This window comes from Streptomyces sp. T028 (genome assembly GCF_048159505.1).
Classification (GTDB): Bacteria; Actinomycetota; Actinomycetes; order Streptomycetales; family Streptomycetaceae; genus Streptomyces.
In genome coordinates this window covers 19,161-35,404 of the sequence record NZ_JBLRVZ010000066.1, presented here as the reverse complement: position 1 = coordinate 35,404, position 16,244 = coordinate 19,161, and the positions used below count along the sequence as shown (strand labels likewise).

General features: G+C 72.2%; 14 protein-coding genes and 1 tRNA gene. 5 read left to right on the top strand and 10 right to left on the bottom strand.

Features of this window, described 5'->3' with window-relative positions; translation table 11 throughout:
• Positions 1 to 185: 185 nt before the first annotated feature.
• Positions 186 to 1,013 (top strand): phosphotransferase, encoded by an 828-nt coding sequence (locus ACLZN2_RS45640; protein WP_416985890.1) that lies wholly within the window; start codon positions 186 to 188, stop codon positions 1,011 to 1,013.
• A gap of 80 nt (positions 1,014 to 1,093) precedes the next feature.
• Positions 1,094 to 1,591, top strand: coding sequence for a GNAT family N-acetyltransferase (locus tag ACLZN2_RS45635; RefSeq protein WP_416985888.1), 498 nt, complete (start codon positions 1,094 to 1,096; stop codon positions 1,589 to 1,591).
• Here ACLZN2_RS45635 and ACLZN2_RS45630 read toward each other — a convergent pair.
• Together ACLZN2_RS45630 and ACLZN2_RS45625 are read right to left on the bottom strand one after the other, a co-directional pair.
• On the bottom strand, positions 1,581 to 2,216 hold the full coding sequence (locus ACLZN2_RS45630; protein ID WP_416985887.1) for a response regulator: 636 nt from the start codon (positions 2,214 to 2,216) through the stop codon (positions 1,581 to 1,583). The two genes, ACLZN2_RS45635 and ACLZN2_RS45630, sit on opposite strands and share 11 nt — an antisense overlap.
• Positions 2,174 to 3,580, bottom strand: coding sequence for a sensor histidine kinase (locus ACLZN2_RS45625; RefSeq protein WP_416985886.1), 1,407 nt, complete (start codon positions 3,578 to 3,580; stop codon positions 2,174 to 2,176). Before ACLZN2_RS45625 ends, ACLZN2_RS45630 begins: the two co-directional genes overlap by 43 nt.
• A gap of 134 nt (positions 3,581 to 3,714) precedes the next feature.
• On the opposite strand from ACLZN2_RS45625, the gene ACLZN2_RS45620 reads away from it, so the two are divergent.
• Both ACLZN2_RS45620 and ACLZN2_RS45615 read left to right on the top strand, forming a co-directional pair.
• Positions 3,715 to 4,455 (top strand): ABC transporter ATP-binding protein, encoded by a 741-nt coding sequence (locus tag ACLZN2_RS45620; RefSeq protein WP_416985884.1) that lies wholly within the window; start codon positions 3,715 to 3,717, stop codon positions 4,453 to 4,455.
• A complete protein-coding gene (locus ACLZN2_RS45615; RefSeq protein ID WP_416985883.1) occupies positions 4,449 to 6,857 on the top strand; it encodes an ABC transporter permease in 2,409 nt (802 codons plus the stop codon). Before ACLZN2_RS45620 ends, ACLZN2_RS45615 begins: the two co-directional genes overlap by 7 nt.
• A gap of 61 nt (positions 6,858 to 6,918) precedes the next feature.
• Here ACLZN2_RS45615 and ACLZN2_RS45610 read toward each other — a convergent pair.
• The 7 genes from ACLZN2_RS45610 to galU form a co-directional block, all read right to left on the bottom strand.
• Positions 6,919 to 6,992 (bottom strand) — tRNA-Ala (locus tag ACLZN2_RS45610).
• 83 nt (positions 6,993 to 7,075) lie between these two features.
• Positions 7,076 to 8,344 (bottom strand): gephyrin-like molybdotransferase receptor GlpR, encoded by a 1,269-nt coding sequence (glpR, locus tag ACLZN2_RS45605; RefSeq protein ID WP_416985882.1) that lies wholly within the window; start codon positions 8,342 to 8,344, stop codon positions 7,076 to 7,078.
• Positions 8,345 to 8,541: 197 nt separating this feature from the next.
• Positions 8,542 to 9,147 carry a GNAT family N-acetyltransferase gene (locus ACLZN2_RS45600; protein ID WP_416985881.1) on the bottom strand — a complete coding sequence of 202 codons (606 nt, stop codon included), beginning with the start codon at positions 9,145 to 9,147 and terminating at the stop codon, positions 8,542 to 8,544.
• A gap of 17 nt (positions 9,148 to 9,164) precedes the next feature.
• Positions 9,165 to 9,689 carry a MogA/MoaB family molybdenum cofactor biosynthesis protein gene (locus tag ACLZN2_RS45595; protein WP_416985879.1) on the bottom strand — a complete coding sequence of 175 codons (525 nt, stop codon included), beginning with the start codon at positions 9,687 to 9,689 and terminating at the stop codon, positions 9,165 to 9,167.
• Positions 9,686 to 10,165 (bottom strand): cyclic pyranopterin monophosphate synthase MoaC, encoded by a 480-nt coding sequence (gene moaC / locus ACLZN2_RS45590; protein WP_416985877.1) that lies wholly within the window; start codon positions 10,163 to 10,165, stop codon positions 9,686 to 9,688. Before moaC ends, ACLZN2_RS45595 begins: the two co-directional genes overlap by 4 nt.
• A 63-nt stretch (positions 10,166 to 10,228) precedes the next feature.
• Positions 10,229 to 11,554, bottom strand: coding sequence for a gephyrin-like molybdotransferase Glp (gene glp, locus ACLZN2_RS45585; RefSeq protein ID WP_416985875.1), 1,326 nt, complete (start codon positions 11,552 to 11,554; stop codon positions 10,229 to 10,231).
• Between the two features lie 5 nt (positions 11,555 to 11,559).
• Positions 11,560 to 12,462 carry a UTP--glucose-1-phosphate uridylyltransferase GalU gene (gene galU / locus ACLZN2_RS45580; RefSeq protein WP_416985873.1) on the bottom strand — a complete coding sequence of 301 codons (903 nt, stop codon included), beginning with the start codon at positions 12,460 to 12,462 and terminating at the stop codon, positions 11,560 to 11,562.
• Positions 12,463 to 12,594: 132 nt separating this feature from the next.
• Here galU and ACLZN2_RS45575 point away from each other — a divergent pair, with 132 nt between their 5' ends.
• Complete coding sequence (locus tag ACLZN2_RS45575; protein ID WP_416985872.1) at positions 12,595 to 13,170, top strand: 5-formyltetrahydrofolate cyclo-ligase; 576 nt, start codon at positions 12,595 to 12,597, stop codon at positions 13,168 to 13,170.
• 115 nt (positions 13,171 to 13,285) lie between these two features.
• Here the strand turns inward: ACLZN2_RS45575 and ACLZN2_RS45570 are convergent, their stop codons facing one another.
• The gene (locus tag ACLZN2_RS45570) at positions 13,286 to 16,102 is read right to left on the bottom strand and encodes a penicillin acylase family protein (RefSeq protein WP_416985871.1); all 2,817 of its coding nucleotides are present in this window, start codon (positions 16,100 to 16,102) and stop codon (positions 13,286 to 13,288) included.
• Positions 16,103 to 16,244 lie beyond the last annotated feature (142 nt).

The following is a 16,244-nucleotide window of genomic DNA, read 5'->3' as shown; positions in this document are numbered from 1 at the left end:
TCCAGCACGGCAGGACTCCCCGATCAGCCCCGATACGCCTGTGCCACACGTTCCAGCGACAACAAACGCGGCACTACGTCACATACCGCCCTCTAACAGCCCTCTGTCGGCCCCCGGACTGTGCCACGCTGTGGCCACGCCGGGGGCCGGCCCCGTTTTGCCCGACCGACGCAGGAGACCCGCGGGTGGACCGCATCGAATGGCACGACCTACCAGCAGCAACCCAGGCCGCCGTCGAGCGCCACACGGGCCCGGTCGAGACCGCCGAGGCCGCGCCGCACGGCGTCATGTCCCGGCTCGCCTGCACCCTGCGCACACCAGCGGGCCGAGCGTTCGTCAAGGGGACCCGACACGACGACCCGCAGGCATGGGTGTACCGCCACGAGGCGCAGGTCACACGATGCGCGCCCGTGGCGCCCCGCCTGCTGTGGGAGGTCGACGCCAATGGATGGCTGCTCTACGGGTACGAGTACATCGATGGCCGCCACCCGGACTTGTCTCCGGGGTCCGACGATCTCGCCCCGCTGCTGCGCACACTCTCCGTCACGTCCGAGGCCCCATGGCCCGAGGCGCTGAACAAGAAGCCGCTTCACACACGGTGGACCGGGTTTCTGCCCACGGATGTAACGCCCGAACTGCAAGGCCGAGGACTCGCCCATACGGACATGTCCCCGCACAACATGCTCGTGACCCGAGGCGGCGAGCTTCTGCTACTCGACTGGGCGCTCTCCTGCCCTGCCCCTGCTTGGGCAGACACCGCACTAACGGTGCCCCGGTTCATCTCCGCCGGTCACACGCCCGAACAGGCCGAGGCACTTGCTCGGGAAGTTCCCGCCTACCGGGCCGCTTCCCCCGAGATCCTCACATTGTTCGCCCGCACCGTCTACGCCGCGTGGGAGAACTGGGAGCGCACGCGCCCTATGGCTCACAGAGCCGCGCTCACCGCCGCCGCCCGGACGTGGGCCTCGCACCGCGAGAAACTGCGGCAGACAGGCGCACACACTCGGTCGTGATCGCCCCCGTGGACCTTCGCCTGGACGAGGTCCGGAAAACAGATTCTCCCCGGAATGTGCATAGACGTACTGTGGGCAACATGAACATACGCCGTGTGTCCTTCGACCACCCCGATGCCGTCAAACTCAATGACGAGGTCCAGGCGGAGTACCACGAGCGCTACGGCGACGGCGGCGACGCCACGGTCCTGGAGCCGTCCCACTTCGAGCCGCCGCGCGGGGTTTATCTCATCGCGTACGACGAGGGCGAGCGGCCCGTGGCCACCGGTGGCTGGCGCAGCCAGGACAGCAACGGCGAGGGCAACGAGGACGGGGACGCCGAGCTGAAGCGGATGTTCGTGGTCCGGACCATGCGCGGGCGCGGGCTGGCGCGGCGGATGCTGACCGCGCTGGAGGAGGACGCGCGGGCGGCCGGCCGGCTGCGGATGGTCCTGGAGACCGGCACCGAGCAGCCGGAGGCCATCGCCCTGTACACCTCCAGCGGGTACGCGCCGTGCACCAGGTTCGGCTACTACCGGGAGTACGAGTCGAGCCGGTGCTTCGCCAAGCCGCTCACCTCAGGGGACCTCAGCCTCTGAGGTAGGCCAGTACCGCGAGGACCCGGCGGTGGGTGTCGTCCGCCGGGGGCAGGTCCAGTTTGGTGAGGATGCTGCCTATGTGTTTGCCGACGGCCGCCTCCGAGACCACGAGCGCTCTGGCTATCGCACCGTTGGACCTGCCCTCGGCCACCAGCGCCAGCACTTCCCGCTCGCGCGGGGTCAGCCGGGCCAGCGGATCGCGGCGGCGGCGCAGCAGTTGTCGTACGACTTCCGGGTCGACGACCGTGCCGCCGGCCGCGACCTCGCGCAGGGCGGTCACGAACTCCTCGACCTGGCCGACCCGGTCCTTGAGGAGGTAGCCGACGCCGGTGCCGTCGCCGGAGTCGAGGAGTTCGGCGGCGTAGGCGCGCTGGACGTACTGGCTGAGGACGAGGACGGGCAGGCCGGGGCGCTCGGTGCGCAGCCGGACCGCCGCGTGCAGCCCCTCGTCCTGGAAGGCGGGCGGCATACGGACGTCGGTGACGACGACGTCGGGGGTGTGGTCGGCGACGGCGTCGACGAGGGCGCGGGCGTCGCCGACCGCCGCGACGACCTCGTGGCCGAAGCGGGTGAGCAGGGCCGTCAGGCCGTCACGGAGGAGGACGCCGTCCTCGGCGAGGACCACGCGGAGGTGCCGTCCTTCGGTGTCGGCTCGCAAGGGATCTCCACACGCAGCAGGGTCGGTCCGCCCGTCGGGCTGGTCACGGACAGTCTTCCATCGAGCACTGACACCCGGTCGGCGAGACCGGTGAGGCCGGTGCCGCGGCCGGGGTCCGCGCCGCCGCGGCCGTCGTCCGACACCTCCAGGACCAGCCGCCCGTCGGCGTACTCCCCCGTGATCCGGGCGCGCCTCGCCCCGCTGTGCCGGGCGACGTTGGCGAGCGCCTCGCGGACCACGAAGTACGCGGCGGCCTCCACCGCCTGTGGAAGCCGGGGCAGGGACGGCGCGAACGCGATGTCCACGGGGACGGGCGAGCGGTCGGCGGCGTCGGCGACGGCGGCCTCCAGGCCGTAGTCGGCGAGCACCTGGGGGTGGATGCCGTGGATCAGCTCGCGCAGTTCGGCGAGGGCCGCGCCCGCCTCTTCGCACGCGCGCGTGAGCTGTTCGGCGAGCGGGCCGCCGGGCGGGGCGTCGAGCCGGGCGAGACCGAGGGTCATGCTGAGGGCGACGAGGCGTTGCTGGGCGCCGTCGTGCAGGTCTCGTTCGATGCGGCGCCGCTCCGCCTCGAACGCGTCGACCAGGCGGGCGCGGGAACGGGTGAGTTCGACGACCCTCGCGCGCGTGCCGTCGTCGGGCGGGGCGACCAGACGGCGTGTCAGCGCGGCGCGGGCCCCGGCGGCCACACCGAGGACGTACGCCCCGGCCGCCAGCAGCAGCGTCCCGAGCGCGGCGGCGGCGAACGCCGTGGGCTGACCGGTGACCGTCCACGCCTTCAGCACCTTCAGCTCGCGCCCGCCGCCGACCGTGGCGAGCAGCAGCGGGGTCGCGATCATCGTCAGGGGCGAGACCAGGGCGACGGTCAGCAGCAGCGCCTCGGCGGGCCAGAGGATGCAGGCGGTGAGGACGGTGTGGCCGAACTCGCGCCAGGTGGCGCGTTCTCGCAGCCGGGTGGTGAGCCAGGCGGGCAGGCCGGGGGCGGGGGGCTCGATGTGCGGGTTCGGGGCGGGAGCGTGGGTGTGCGCGTTCGGGGCGGAAGCGTGGGTGTGCGGGTTTCCCTCCACCCAGCGCAGCCTGCGCCGCTCCAGCGCGGCCACGGGCAGCCCGGCGAGGGCGGTGGCCGCGAGCAGGGGCAGCCCCACGAGCACGATCGCGAGGAACCCGCCGACCGCCACCCACACCGCCAGCCCGGCCAGCAGGACGGCTCCGAGGACCGCGCCCGTCAGCAGATAGGCGGCGGCGCGCCAGGGCCAGGGCGAGAGCAGGTAGCGCGGGCGGGTCAGCGCCTGCCACACGTTCCCGGGGTGCGCGGCCGGGTGTCGGGGATCCATGCGGATCACCGTAGAAGGGTGTTCCGGAGGCGGGCCATCCCTCCAGGCCGAGATCCGGGGGTAGGGCTGTCCCTACCTCAACTCTCGTTCCTGCCCGACCGACTTGGCACCCCCGCCGGCGGTTTCGTGGAGCCATGACCACACCTGCCGTCCAACTGACCTCCGTGAGCAGGCGATACGGCGCTGTCGGCGCCGGCGTCACCGCGCTCGACGACGTCACGCTCGCCCTCCCCCGGGGCTCCTTCACCGCCGTCATGGGCCCGTCGGGATCCGGGAAGTCGACGCTGCTGCAGTGCGCCGCCGGGCTGGACCGGCCCACGTCCGGTTCGGTGCGGATCGGCGGTACCGAGCTGACCGGGCTGAGCGAGCGTCGGCTCACCCTGCTGCGGCGGGAGCGCATCGGGTTCGTCTTCCAGTCGTACAACCTGCTGCCCGCCCTCACCGCCGCCCAGAACGTCGCCCTCCCGCTGCGGCTGGCCGGCCGCCGCCCCGCGAGGGCGCAGGTGCGCGAGGCGCTGCGGCTGGTCGGTCTCGCCGAACGGGCCGGGCACCGGCCCGCCGAGCTCTCCGGCGGCCAGCAGCAGCGTGTCGCCCTCGCCCGTGCCCTTTTCACCCGCCCGGAGGTGCTCTTCGGCGACGAACCGACCGGCGCTCTCGACTCCACGACCGGCCGCGAGGTGCTCGTCCTGCTGCGCGACCTGGTCGACGTCCACGGCCAGACGGTCGTCATGGTCACCCACGATCCGGTGGCCGCCTCCTGTGCGGACCGGGTGGTGTTCCTGGTCGACGGCCGCGTGCACGGCGAGCTGGCCGGGGCGGGCGCGGAACGGATCGCGACGCGAATGGCCGCGTTGGAGGAGGTCGCCCCGTGCTGAGCGTCGCCGTGCGGACCCTGCGCACGCGCTGGGCCGCCTTCGTCGGCAGTTTCGTCGCCCTCGCCCTGGGGGTGGGGCTGCTGACCGTGATGGGGCAGGCGCTGGCGGCCTCGCTGGACGCGCCGGTGCGGGCGCCGGAGCGGTTCGCGGCGGCGCCGGTGGTGGTGCGGGGGCAGGACACCCTGCGGGTGCCGACCCCGATCGGGGTGCGGACGGCGGAGCTGGCGGTGCCGCGTGCGGTCCCGGCTGCGACCGTCGCCGCGCTGCGCGCCCTCGGCCCGGTCGTACGGGACCGTTCCTTCCCGGTCCGGGCGGCCGACGGCCCGGACGGTCTCGTCGGTCACCCCTGGTCGACGGCGCGTTTCGCCCCGTACGAGCTGAGCGCGGGCCGTGCGCCCCGGACGGGCGGCGAGGTGGTGACCACCGGGGACTGGGCGCACGTGGGCGACCGGCTGGAGACCGGCGGCGGAACGGTGCGGGTCGTCGGGACGGTACGCGCGCGTGGCTTCGAGGACGCCGTGTTCTACACGGACGCGCGGGCCGCCCTGCTGGAGCCCCGCTCGGAGCAGCTGGTCGTGGCGGCGGACGCGGCGGCGGTCCGCGCGGCCGCCGGCGACAGCGCGCGGGTGCTCACGGGGGACGATCGCCGGTTCGCGGACGCCGACCCCGGTCGTGACGCCGAGGCGCTGACCGCGCTGAACGCCCTGTTCGGCACGGCGGGCGGGGTGACGGCGTTCGTCTCCGTGTTCGTGGTGGCCTCCACGTTCGCGTTCGCCGTGGACCGGCGGCGCCGCGAGTTCGGGCTGCTGCGCACCGCGGGTGCGACACCTGGTCAGATCCGGCGGTCGGTGCTGGCGGAGGCGCTGCTGGTGGGCGCGCTCGCTTCGGCGGTGGGCTGTGCGCTGGGCGGGTACGGCGCCCCGTGGCTGGCCGAGCTGGTGGTCGACGGCGGTCTCGCGCCGGCCTGGTACGCCGTCGGCGGTCGTGCCTGGCCGTACCATCTCGCTTTCTGGACGGGCTTGTCGGTCGCCGTGTGCGGGGCGCTGGCCGCGAGCCTGCGTGCTGGGCGGACCGCGCCGGCGCAGGCGTTGCGCGAGGTCTCGGTCGACGGGCGCGCGCTGACGCGCGGGCGCCGGTGGTTCGGCGCCGCGCTGCTTCTCACGGCGTGCGCGACCCTGTCGTACACCCTGCTGACCGACCCGGGTGACCTGCTGCACCGCAAGACGTACATCAGCCGCCCCCTGCTCGTGATCACGGCGGTGGCCCTGCTGTCACCCGCGCTGGTGCGCCCACTGGTGCCGCGGCTGCCCGGGGTGATCGGGCTGCTGGTGCGGGAGAACGCGGTCGCGGGGGTCCGTCGTACCGCCGCGGTGGCCGCGCCCGTGCTGGTCGCCGTGGCGCTGGCGGGCTCCCTGCTGGGTGCGACGGGCACGCTGACCGAGGCGCGGGCGGCGGAGGTGCGGCAGCGTACGGCGGCGGACTTCGTGGTGACGCCGGGCAGCGGCAGCGTGCTGTCGGCGGATGTCGTGGAGCGGCTGCGGAAGGTTCCCGGCGCCACGGTGTCGGCGAGTGCGGCGACCGCCGTGTACACCCTGGAGGACGGCGTGGCTCTGGTGAAGTCCGAGGCGCGGGCGGTCGGTCCGGGGCTGCTCGGCGCGGCCGTACGGCTGCCGGTGACGGCGGGTCGGCTCGCGGATCTCGACGACGGTTCGATCGTGGTGACCGAGGAGTGGGCGCGGCACCGGGTGGGGCAGCGGGTGCGGGTGTGGCTCGGTGACGGTACGTCCCGGTCGCTGCGGATCGCCGCCGTACTGGCCACGGGAACCGGGGACAGCGGCGTGTGGGTCGGCGCGGCCAACTCGGGTGGTGCGGGCGTGGACCGCGTCGACGTACGCGTGCGTGCGGGCGCGGATCCGCAGGCGGTCGCGGCGGGGCTGCGGGCGGTCGGCGGGGTGCGGGTGCTGAGCCGGGCGCAGTGGGTGGCTGCGGCCTACCCCGAGACCAACCGGACGACTCGGCTCGGGGTGTTCCTCGTCCTGGGCATCGCACTGCTGTACTCGGGTATCTCGCTCGCCAACACCTTGGTCATGGCGTCCGCGGAACGGCGGCGGGAGATGGCGGTGTTGCGGCTGTCGGGGGCGACCGGCCGGCAGGTCCTGCGGCTGACCGCGGCGGAGGCGCTGACGGCCGTGGGGGTGGGTGCCGTGCTGGGCCTGCTGGTGACGGTCGTCAACCTGGCGGGGATGTGGGGCGCGTTGCGTCTGGTGTCGGCCCCGGCACCCCTCGTCGTGCCCTGGTCGGCCCTCGGTGCGGTGACGGCGGCGTGCGCGGTGTCGGCGGTGGCGGCGGCGGTCGGACCGGTGGCGGTGTCGGCCACGCGGCGGGCTGCTTCGGCGGGATGAACCAGTCACCGCGAACATGGCAGAAGGTCCGCCCCCGTCGGGGGCGGACCTTCATGCTGCGTGGACCTGAGGGGATTTGAACCCCTGGCCCCCTCGATGCGAACGAGGTGCGCTACCGGACTGCGCCACAGGCCCTTGCAACGAGTGAAACTCTAGCACCCCGATCGGGCTGCTTGAAAATCCGTTCCCGGAGGCCGCGGGCCCGGGGCCCGCGTGTCTCACTCGTTGGCGGCGCGGGGCCGCTCGCCGTCCTCGTACTGGTCGAAGAGGGGGGTGCGGCCGCGCTCGCGGGAGCGCCGGGCCGAGGCCGCGCGCCGGGCGTCGCTGCGCTCGTCCCCGTCCGCCGCCCTGCCGTCCGCGTGGTCCGGCTCCTCCGGCTCCGCGTCCGGTACGGCGGTGGCGTCCGCCGTGTCCTGCTCCGGTACGACCGCGCTGGAGCGGGCGGAGCTCCAGGCGTCCGGTGCGCCGAGGTCCACGTCGGCGGTGGCCCGGGGCGCGACCGGCGCGGTCACGTACGTGGGCAGCGGGACGGGCACCGGGTCCCAGCTGTCGCCATGGCCCGGCCGGCGCTGCCGTTCGCGCTGCTGGTCGACCCACTCGGCGTGGTCGGTCTGTTCGACGAGCGCCCTGCGGTCGGCGGCGAGGGCCAGCAGGCCCGGGTCGGTCTCCGGTTCCGGGACCTCGTGCGGCTCCTCTGCGCCGGCGTCGGCCGAGGCCTCGGCGGTCGCGGCGGCCGAGGCCGCAGCGGGGGTACGGCGGCGGGGCTGGCGCTCGCGGAGCCGCTGCGCGGCGACCTCGGCGCGTCTGCGGTCCATGTGGAAGGCGAAGCGCCGGCGCTCCTGGGTGCGCAGGTAGGCGATGTACCCACTGAGCAGGACGGCGGGCACACCCGGCGCCCAGAGGAACGCGAGCCCTCCGACGGCCGCGACGACCGCACCGAGCGTGAAGGCGAGGAACAGCAGGATCGTGGTGCGCCTGCGGCGCGCGAGCGCCTTCGAGCGCTGGGCGCGCGCTGCGGCCGCCTGCGTGCCGGGGGTGCGCCGCGCGGCCGGTACCCGCTGGCGCGCCGGGGCGGCGCCCCCCTCGGGTGCGGGCGCCGGATCGCGCTTCGGGTCGCGTGCCGCGTCGGGGCGCGCGTGGCCGCGCTCCTGGGCTCGTTCCTGTGTTCGCTCCTGTGCTCGCTCCGGTACCGGGGCCTTCACCTGCGGGCGGGTCGGAGGCATGGCGAAGGCCCGGACGTCCACCGAGTCGGTGACGGCGTCCGGGGCGTCGGCGTCCTGCTCCCCCTCCTCGGTGGAGCGCGCCCGCAGGTCCCTGGCGTACCGGCGCTCCATACCCGCCCGTCCGGACAGCAGCCGGATGGCGGTGCTGAAGCGTTCCGTCGGACGGGCCTCGTTCAGCTCGTCCTGCCTACGGAGCCACATCGGCACCAAGTAGGCGGCCCAGGCCCCGACAATGACTGCGTAGATGAGGCCGCTGCTGCTCACGCCTCACACGGTAGAGGGATTCGCCTGAGGCCATCCGCCAATTGGGCCGGTGTGTCGCACGATCTGGCTGATATTTCGAGCTTTTTTTGCGACCGGTGCGATCAAGCGATCACTTTCGAACGTTTATTCGGGGAGTTGGGCGCCTTTCAGGACCGGGGTTCGGGGGCGGGTTTCGGGGCGGGTTTCGGGGCGCGTATTCAATTGGAGGCGTTCTGTGAGCGTGCGCGCCGCCACCGGCCCAGCAGGCCCTCCGGGACTTCCTCCGCCGTGAGGGCGAAGACGAGGTGGTCGCGCCAGGCTCCGTCGATGTGGAGATAGCGCGGCCGCAGCCCTTCCTCCCGGAATCCGAGTTTCTCCACGACCCGGCGGCTCGGCCCGTTCTCGGGGCGAATGCAGACCTCGATGCGGTGCAGTCCGACGGTCCGGAAACAGTGGTCGACGACCAGTGCCACGGCCGTGGGCATCACCCCGCGGCCGGCCACCGCCTCGTCCACCCAGTAGCCGACGTGCCCGGAGCACATCGACCCCCAGGTGATCCCGGCGACGGTCAGCTGCCCGACGAGCCGCCCCTGGTACTCGATGACGAACGGCAGCATCCGTCCCGCGTTCGCCTCGGAGCGCAGGTGGCGGACCATCTGGCGGTAGGTCGGCCGGTGCGCGATCGGCCCGCTGGGCGCGGGCGGCGGGATGGTCGCCTCCCAGGGGCGCAGCCAGTCCCGGTTGCGCCGGTTCACCTCGCGCCAGACCCGCTGGTCGCGCAGCTTTATCGGCCGCAGGACGATGTCGCCCTCCGTCAGCTCCACGGGCCAGGATGCGCCGTTCAGCTCGCACCCCCCGTACTGGCAGCCGGTCTGGGGTGGTCTGCGCCCCGGATCTGGTCCACGGCGTGCTTCAGCAGAGGTTCGAGGACCGTGAGGCCGTCCTTCACGCCGCCGGTGGAACCGGGCAGGTTGACGATCAGGGTGCCGCCCGCGACTCCGGCCAGGCCCCGGGAGAGGACCGCGGTCGGCACCTTCTCCCGGCCGTACGCCCGGATGGCCTCGGCGATGCCCGGCACCTCGTGGTCGATCACGCGGCGGGTCGCCTCGGGGGTGCGGTCGGTGGGCGAGATGCCCGTGCCGCCGGTGGTGACGATCACGTCGAAGCCGGCTTCGGCGCCCGCCCGCAGCGCCTCCTCGACGGGGTCGCCGTCGGGCACGACCCGCGGCCCGTCGACGGCGAAGCCGAAGCCTCTGAGGCCCTCGGCAACCAGCGGGCCGCCCCGGTCCTCGTACACGCCGGCCGCGGCACGGTTGGAGGCGGTCACCACGAGTGCCCGGTATCCCGCGTCCGTGTCCGCCGTCATGCCCGACTCCAGTCGCCCGACTTGCCGCCCGTCTTCTCCTCCACGCGCACGTCCGTGATGACCGCGCCCTTGTCGACCGCCTTCACCATGTCGATCACGGTGAGCGCGGCGACGGTCACCGCGGTGAGCGCCTCCATTTCGACACCCGTGCGGTCCGTCGTCTTCACCGTGGCGGTGATCTCCACGGCGTCGTCCGCGACCGACAGGTCCAGTTTCACACCGGACACCGACAACGGGTGGCACAGCGGGATCAGGTCGGGGGTGCGTTTGGCGCCCATGATCCCGGCGATCCGCGCGGTGGCGAGGGCGTCGCCCTTGGGGACGCCCTCGCCGCGCAGCAGCTCGACCACGCGGGGCGAGACGAGGACGCGTCCGCCGGCGCGTGCCGTGCGTGCGGTGACGTCCTTGCCGGATACGTCGACCATGCGGGCGGCGCCCGCGTCGTCGATGTGCGTCAGTCGGTCCTGCGTATTCATGCTCGTGCGGCGCTCCCGGTCCGGGCCTGTTGTGCGCGACACGGTACCCCCAACCAGGGGTGCTCAGCCGAGCAGGACCACCTCGACGTCGGTGCCGGGTGCGACGGACTCCACGTCCTCGGGGACGACGATCAGCGCGTCGGCGTGCGCGAGGGCGGCCACCAGGTGGGAGCCCGCGCCGCCGACGGGGCGGACGGTGCCGTCGGCGAAGGTGGCGCGCAGGAACTGTCTGCGCCCCTTGGGCGAGCTGATCGCCTTGTCGGCGGCCAGCCTCGCGCGCGTGGTCGGCCGGTGCACGTCCTCGAGGCCCATGAGGGTGCGGATCGCGGGGCGGACGAACAGCTCGAAGGAGACGTACGAGGAGACGGGGTTGCCGGGCAGCGCCAGCAGGGGGGTGTGGTCGGGGCCGATGGAGCCGAAGCCCTGCGGTTTGCCGGGCTGCATGGCGAGCTTGCGGAAGTCGATGCCGCTGCCGGCCTCGTCCTCGTCGCCGACGTGCGACAGCGCCTCCTTGACGACGTCGTACGCCCCGACACTCACGCCGCCGGTGGTGACCAGGAGGTCGGCGCGGACCAGCTGGTCCTCGATGGTGGAGCGGAGGGTCTCGGCGTCGTCGGCGACCGCGCCCACCCGGTAGGCGATGGCGCCGGCGTCGCGGGCGGCGGCGGTCAGGGCGAAGCTGTTGGAGTCGTAGATCTGGCCGGCGCCCAGTTCCTCGCCGGGCTGGACGAGTTCGCTGCCGGTGGACAGGACGACGACACGCGGGCGTGGGCGCACCCGGACGGTGCCGCGGCCGATCGCGGCGAGCAGACCGATCTGGGGCGGTCCGAGGACGGTGCCGGCTTCGAGGGCGCGGTCACCCGCCTGTACGTCGCTGCCCTTCGCGCGCACGTGCGCGCGTGCCTCGGCGGGGCGGTACACGCGCACGTGCCCGGAGGCCTGCTCGGGGGCGAGGCTGCGGGCGCGCATCCCGCTGACCGGGCCCTCGCCCAGGCCTCCGTCGGTCCACTCGACGGGGACGACGGTCTCGGCGCCGTTCGGCAGCGGGGCGCCTGTCATGATCCTGGCGGCCTGGCCGGGACCCACGTACAGCAGGTCGGCCGCCTGGCCCGCCGCGACGTCCCCCACGACCTCCAGGGCCGCCGGGAACTCCTCGCTCGCGCCCGCGACATCCGCGACCCGCACCGCGTACCCGTCCATGGAGCTGTTGTCGAACGGTGGCAGGGAGACGGCCACCGTGACGTCCTCGACCAGGACGCAGCCCTGTGCGTCGGGGAGTTGCAGCTCGATGGGTTCCAGGGGGCGGACGGTGGCGAGGATGTCCTCCAGGTGTTCGTCCACCGACCAGAGGTGGTCCTGGCCGACGGGGCGGGGCGCGGCGGTGCTCAAAGTGGCTACATCTCCTCGGTGACGTAACTGCGAAGCCAGGACCGGAAGTCCGGACCCAGATCTTCACGTTCGCACGCGAGTCTGACAATGGCACGCAGGTAGTCGCCGCGGTCGCCGGTGTCATAGCGGCGGCCCTTGAAGACGACGCCGTGCACCGGACCGCCGATCTTCTCGTCCTGGGCGAGCAGTTGGAGGGCGTCGGTGAGCTGGATCTCGCCGCCGCGGCCCGGTTCGGTCTCGCGCAGCACGTCGAAGACGGCGGGGTCGAGGACGTAGCGGCCGATGATCGCGTAGTTGGACGGGGCGTCCGCCGGTTCCGGCTTCTCGACCAGGCCGGAGACCTTGACCACGTCGCGGTCGGGGGTGGTCTCCACGGCGGCGCAGCCGTAGAGGTGGATCTGCTCGGGCGCGACCTCCATGAGCGCGACGACGCTGCCGCCGTACAGCTCCTGGACCTCGATCATCCGCTGCAGCAGCGGGTCGCGGGGGTCGATGAGGTCGTCGCCGAGCAGGACGGCGAACGGCTCGTTCCCGACGTGCGGGGCGGCGCACAGGACTGCGTGGCCGAGGCCCCTGGGGTCGCCCTGGCGGACGTAGTGCATGGTGGCGAGGTCGCTGGACTCCTGGACCTTGGCGAGCCGCTTGGCGTCGCCCTTCTTCTCCAGCGCCGACTCGAGTTCGTAGTTGCGGTCGAAGTGGTCCTCAAGGGGGCGCTTGTTGCGTCCGGTGACCATGAGGACGTCGTCGAGGCCGGCGGACACGGCCTCCTCGACCACGTACTGGATCGCGGGCTTGTCGACGACCGGCAGCATCTCCTTGGGAGTGGCCTTGGTCGCCGGGAGGAACCGGGTGCCGAGGCCCGCTGCGGGGATGACAGCCTTACTGATCCTGGGGTGAGACTGAGTCATGTCCGCAACCATATCCGGTGGCTTTGAGAGGAATCTGTAGCTCCGGTTAATAAGTGTTCATTTGAGCGTATTGGAGCAGTGCGGGTGCGAGCCACGAGCCGGGGAAACGGCAAACCGGACTCTGACAAAACTATGTTGCGGCGAGGGTTCCTCGACGTGAGGAGCAGGTTGACGGCGGACGACGTGCACGCGGCGGCCACCGCGCTCGCCGGGCACGCCCTGGAGCTGCCCGAGTTGGCGCACGCGCGCGTGGTGGCGGCGTACGTCTCCGTGGGCACCGAGCCCGGCACCCTCGCGCTCCTGGACGCCCTGCGCGCCCGGGACGTGCGCGTGCTGCTGCCCGCGCTGCTGCCCGACAACGACCTGGACTGGGGCGCCTACGACGGCCGGGGCTCCCTCGTGCCGGTCCGGCACGGCGGGAAGATGGAGCTACTGGAGCCGGTCGGCGAGCGGCTCGGCCCGGACGCCGTCACGCGCGCGGACGTCGTGCTGCTGCCGGGGCTCGCGGTCGACACGCGCGGGATGCGCCTCGGGCGGGGCGGAGGGTCGTACGACCGTGTCCTGGCCCGCCTGGAACGCGCCGGCGCGCAGCCCTCGCTGGTGGTGCTCCTGTACGACAACGAGGTCGTCGAGCACGTCCCCGAGGAGCCGCACGATCTGCCGGTGCGGGCGGTGGTGACGCCGTCGGGGGTGCGGCGCTTCTCGTAGGCGCGCCCTGGCGCTTCTCGGCGCTTCTTGGCGCTTCTCGCAAAAAAGGGGCCCTTCACGCGTGTGTGCGTGAAGGGCCCTTCTTCGGTGTTCGCCGGTGTGCGTGCTCAGTCGCTCACGGCTTGAGCACGAGAGTGTCGCTGGTGCTCTTGTCGACCGCCTCCTGCGAGAAGGACCAGTCGAGCAGTTCGCCCTTGGCCCACTTGGCGGTCTGGTCGGTGTAGTGGGCGCTGAAGGCGTGCCCGGAGGCACCCGTCAGGTTGATCCACTTCGACTTGTCGAAGTCGTCGAGGTTGACCACCATCCGCATCGACGGCACCCACACGACGCCGTAGCCGCCGGCCGCGTTCCAGCCGGTCGCGTCGACCGCCGCCTCGCCGCCGCCGAGCCTCCACGGGCCGCGGTTGAGGACGTACTGCAGGAAGCCGGGGCCGCTGGTGCCGAGGGTCTGGTTCTTCAGGAACAGGCGGTGCAGCCGGCCCCAGCTCCAGGTGTCGATGTCCTTGCCGAGCTTCGCGGTGAGCTCCCAGCGGGCGTCGATCATGGCGCGCTTGAACAGGTCGTCGCGGTCGTGGTCGGCGCCTTCGCGGCCGGTGGCCGACTTGGGCGTGGTCCACCAGGCGCTGTCCTGCTTGTCCATGAGGTCGCGGACGACCTGGAACCAGCGGTCGCCGCCGTCGGGCTGCGCCTGGTCGGCGTCGCGCTGACCGCACTCGCGGACCTTCGCGGTGTCGTCGACGGCGTCGGTGGCGTTCGCCGGGTCGACCCACAGGCACTGGCCCTCGACGCGCAGCTCCTTGGGCAGCTTGTTGCCGAAGGCGAGCTTGAGGATGTTGCGCCAGACCGCGTTGAAGTAGGCGGCCGCAGCCGAGTCGGCGTCCTGGGTTTTGTCCCAGTCCTGGAGCAGGTCCTGCGCCTCACGGACGTCCGGGTCGTCGATGTTGATCTTCAGCAGGGTGGGCACGAGCAGCTTGGCGATCTCGCTGCTGTTGTCCGTCTGCATCTGACGCATGTCGTCGGTGGAGATCTTGCCGCCGCCCTTGATCTTGTTCTCGATCAGATCGGTTATGCGCTGGCTGCGGGTGCCGTAGCCCCAGTCCGTGGTGAGCGTGTACTTGTACTTGTCGTCGACCACGGCCTGGTTGGCGGTGACGATGTAGCCGCGCTTCGGGTTGAGCTCGTACGGCAGTGCCTTGAAGGGGATGTAGCCGGTCCACGCGTTCTCGGAGTCCCAGCCCGCGACCGGGACCGAGCCGTCGTCGCCCTTCGCGCGCGTGGGGATCTTTCCGGGGAGCTGATAGCCGATGTTGTCCTCGGAGTCGGCGTAGACCAGGTTCTGCGAGGGCACGTCGAACAGCTCGGCCGCGTCACGGAAGTCGTCCCAGTCCTTGGCCCGGTCCATGGCGAAGACGGCGTCCATGGTGGTGCCGGGGTCCAGCGCGGTCCACTTCAGGGCGATGCCGTAGCCGTCGCCGCGGTCGGGTGCCGCGTTGTCGACGGTGGCCTTCTGGCCGACCTTGACGAGTTCCTTGCTGCGGTCGGACAGCAGGGGCATGCCGTCCTCGGTCTTGCGGACGACGATCTTCTTCGGGCTGCCGCCGGCGACCTTGATGGTCTCGGTGCGTGTCTCGAAGGGCTTGGTCTTGCCGTCGTAGAGGTAGCCGTCGCCGGAGAGCTTCTCCAGGTAGAGGTCGGTGACGTCGACGCCGGAATTGGTCATGCCCCAGGCGATGTCCTGGTTGTGGCCGATGATCACACCGGGCATGCCGGCGAAGGTGTAGCCGGTGACGTCGTACTGGCACTTGCTGGAGACGGTGCGGCAGTGCAGGCCCATCTGGTACCAGACGGACGGCAGCGAGGCCGACAGGTGCGGGTCGTTCGCCAGCAGCGGCTCGCCGGTGATGGTGTGGTCGCCGGAGACGACCCAGGAGTTGGAGCCGATGCCGTTGCCGTTCACACCAACGGCCGTGGGCAGGTCGTCCAGGACGTTGTAGAGGCCCTCCAGCTGGCTCTGCAGGCCCGTGGCGTCCCCGGAGGTCCCGGAGCCGCTCGTCGCGCCGCCGGTGCCCGTGGAGCCGCTCGTGGACGTCGAACCGCCGGTGGAGGTGTCGGCGGAGCCGCTGCTCGTGCCGTCGCCGCCCTCGAACGCCCCGGTGAGCTCGTCGTACTCGCCCTGCTGGACGATCGTGGTGGACTCGGCGTTGACCGTGTACGGGTATTCCGGGTACAGGTCGGCGATCTGCTGCGGGCCGAGGCGGCTCGTCATGAGGGCGCGGTCGATCTCGTCCTGCATGTTGCCGCGCAGGTCCCAGGCCATCGCCTTCAGCCAGGAGACCGAGTCGACCGGGGTCCACTCGGCCGGCTTGTAGTCGTTGGTGAAGCCCAGTGCCGCGTACTCCAGGGAGATGTCGGCGCTGTCCTTGCCCTCGAGGTAGGCGTTGACCCCCTTGGCGTACGCCTGGAGGTACTTCTTGGTGGAGTCCGACAGCTCGTCGTCGTACTCCTGCTCGGCGACGCGGTCCCAGCCCAGGGTCCGCAGGAACTCGTCGTTGTCGACCTGGCTCTCGCCGAACATCTCCGACAGGCGGCCGGAGGTCATGTGGCGGCGCACGTCCATCTCGTAGAACCGGTCCTGCGCCTGGACGTAGCCCTGCGCCATGAACAGGTCCGCGTCGGAGGACGCGTAGATCTGCGGGATGCCGTAGCCGTCCCGCTTCACGTCCACGGGCCCGGACAGGCCTTCGAGTGTGATCGAACCCTTGGTCTGCGGGAAGGAGGCGCGGACCGTGCTGATGGACCAGTAGGCGCCGAAAGCGATGCCGCCGATGACGGCCAGGACCAGTACGAGCACGATAAGACGGGCTTTTCGCCCCTTCTTCCTGCCGGACTTGCCGGGCTTGTCACCCGTTGTGGCGGTGGTGTTGGGGGGCATCGCTGTCCTTGCTGTCCTAACGCGAGCGGCAGGCGGTCCTGGAGTGCTGGAGCAACCATAGGCGCAGGGGTCCGCGCCACTTGACGCGGAGTCGGGTACCAGCACGGAAGGATGTTCGATCTTGCCTCGTCGAGCGTCAAGA

Bases quoted from the DNA above. Each gene is read 5' to 3' on its own strand.
- ACLZN2_RS45635 (WP_416985888.1), top strand. From the start codon at position 1,094: ATGAACATACGCCGTGTGTCCTTCGACCACCCCGATGCCGTCAAACTC.
- ACLZN2_RS45625 (WP_416985886.1), bottom strand. From the start codon at position 3,580: ATGGATCCCCGACACCCGGCCGCGCACCCCGGGAACGTGTGGCAGGCG.
- ACLZN2_RS45620 (WP_416985884.1), top strand. From the start codon at position 3,715: ATGACCACACCTGCCGTCCAACTGACCTCCGTGAGCAGGCGATACGGC.
- ACLZN2_RS45595 (WP_416985879.1), bottom strand. From the start codon at position 9,689: ATGACGGCGGACACGGACGCGGGATACCGGGCACTCGTGGTGACCGCC.
- moaC (WP_416985877.1), bottom strand. From the start codon at position 10,165: ATGAATACGCAGGACCGACTGACGCACATCGACGACGCGGGCGCCGCC.
- galU (WP_416985873.1), bottom strand. From the start codon at position 12,462: ATGACTCAGTCTCACCCCAGGATCAGTAAGGCTGTCATCCCCGCAGCG.
- ACLZN2_RS45575 (WP_416985872.1), top strand. From the start codon at position 12,595: ATGTTGCGGCGAGGGTTCCTCGACGTGAGGAGCAGGTTGACGGCGGAC.
- ACLZN2_RS45570 (WP_416985871.1), bottom strand. From the start codon at position 16,102: ATGCCCCCCAACACCACCGCCACAACGGGTGACAAGCCCGGCAAGTCC.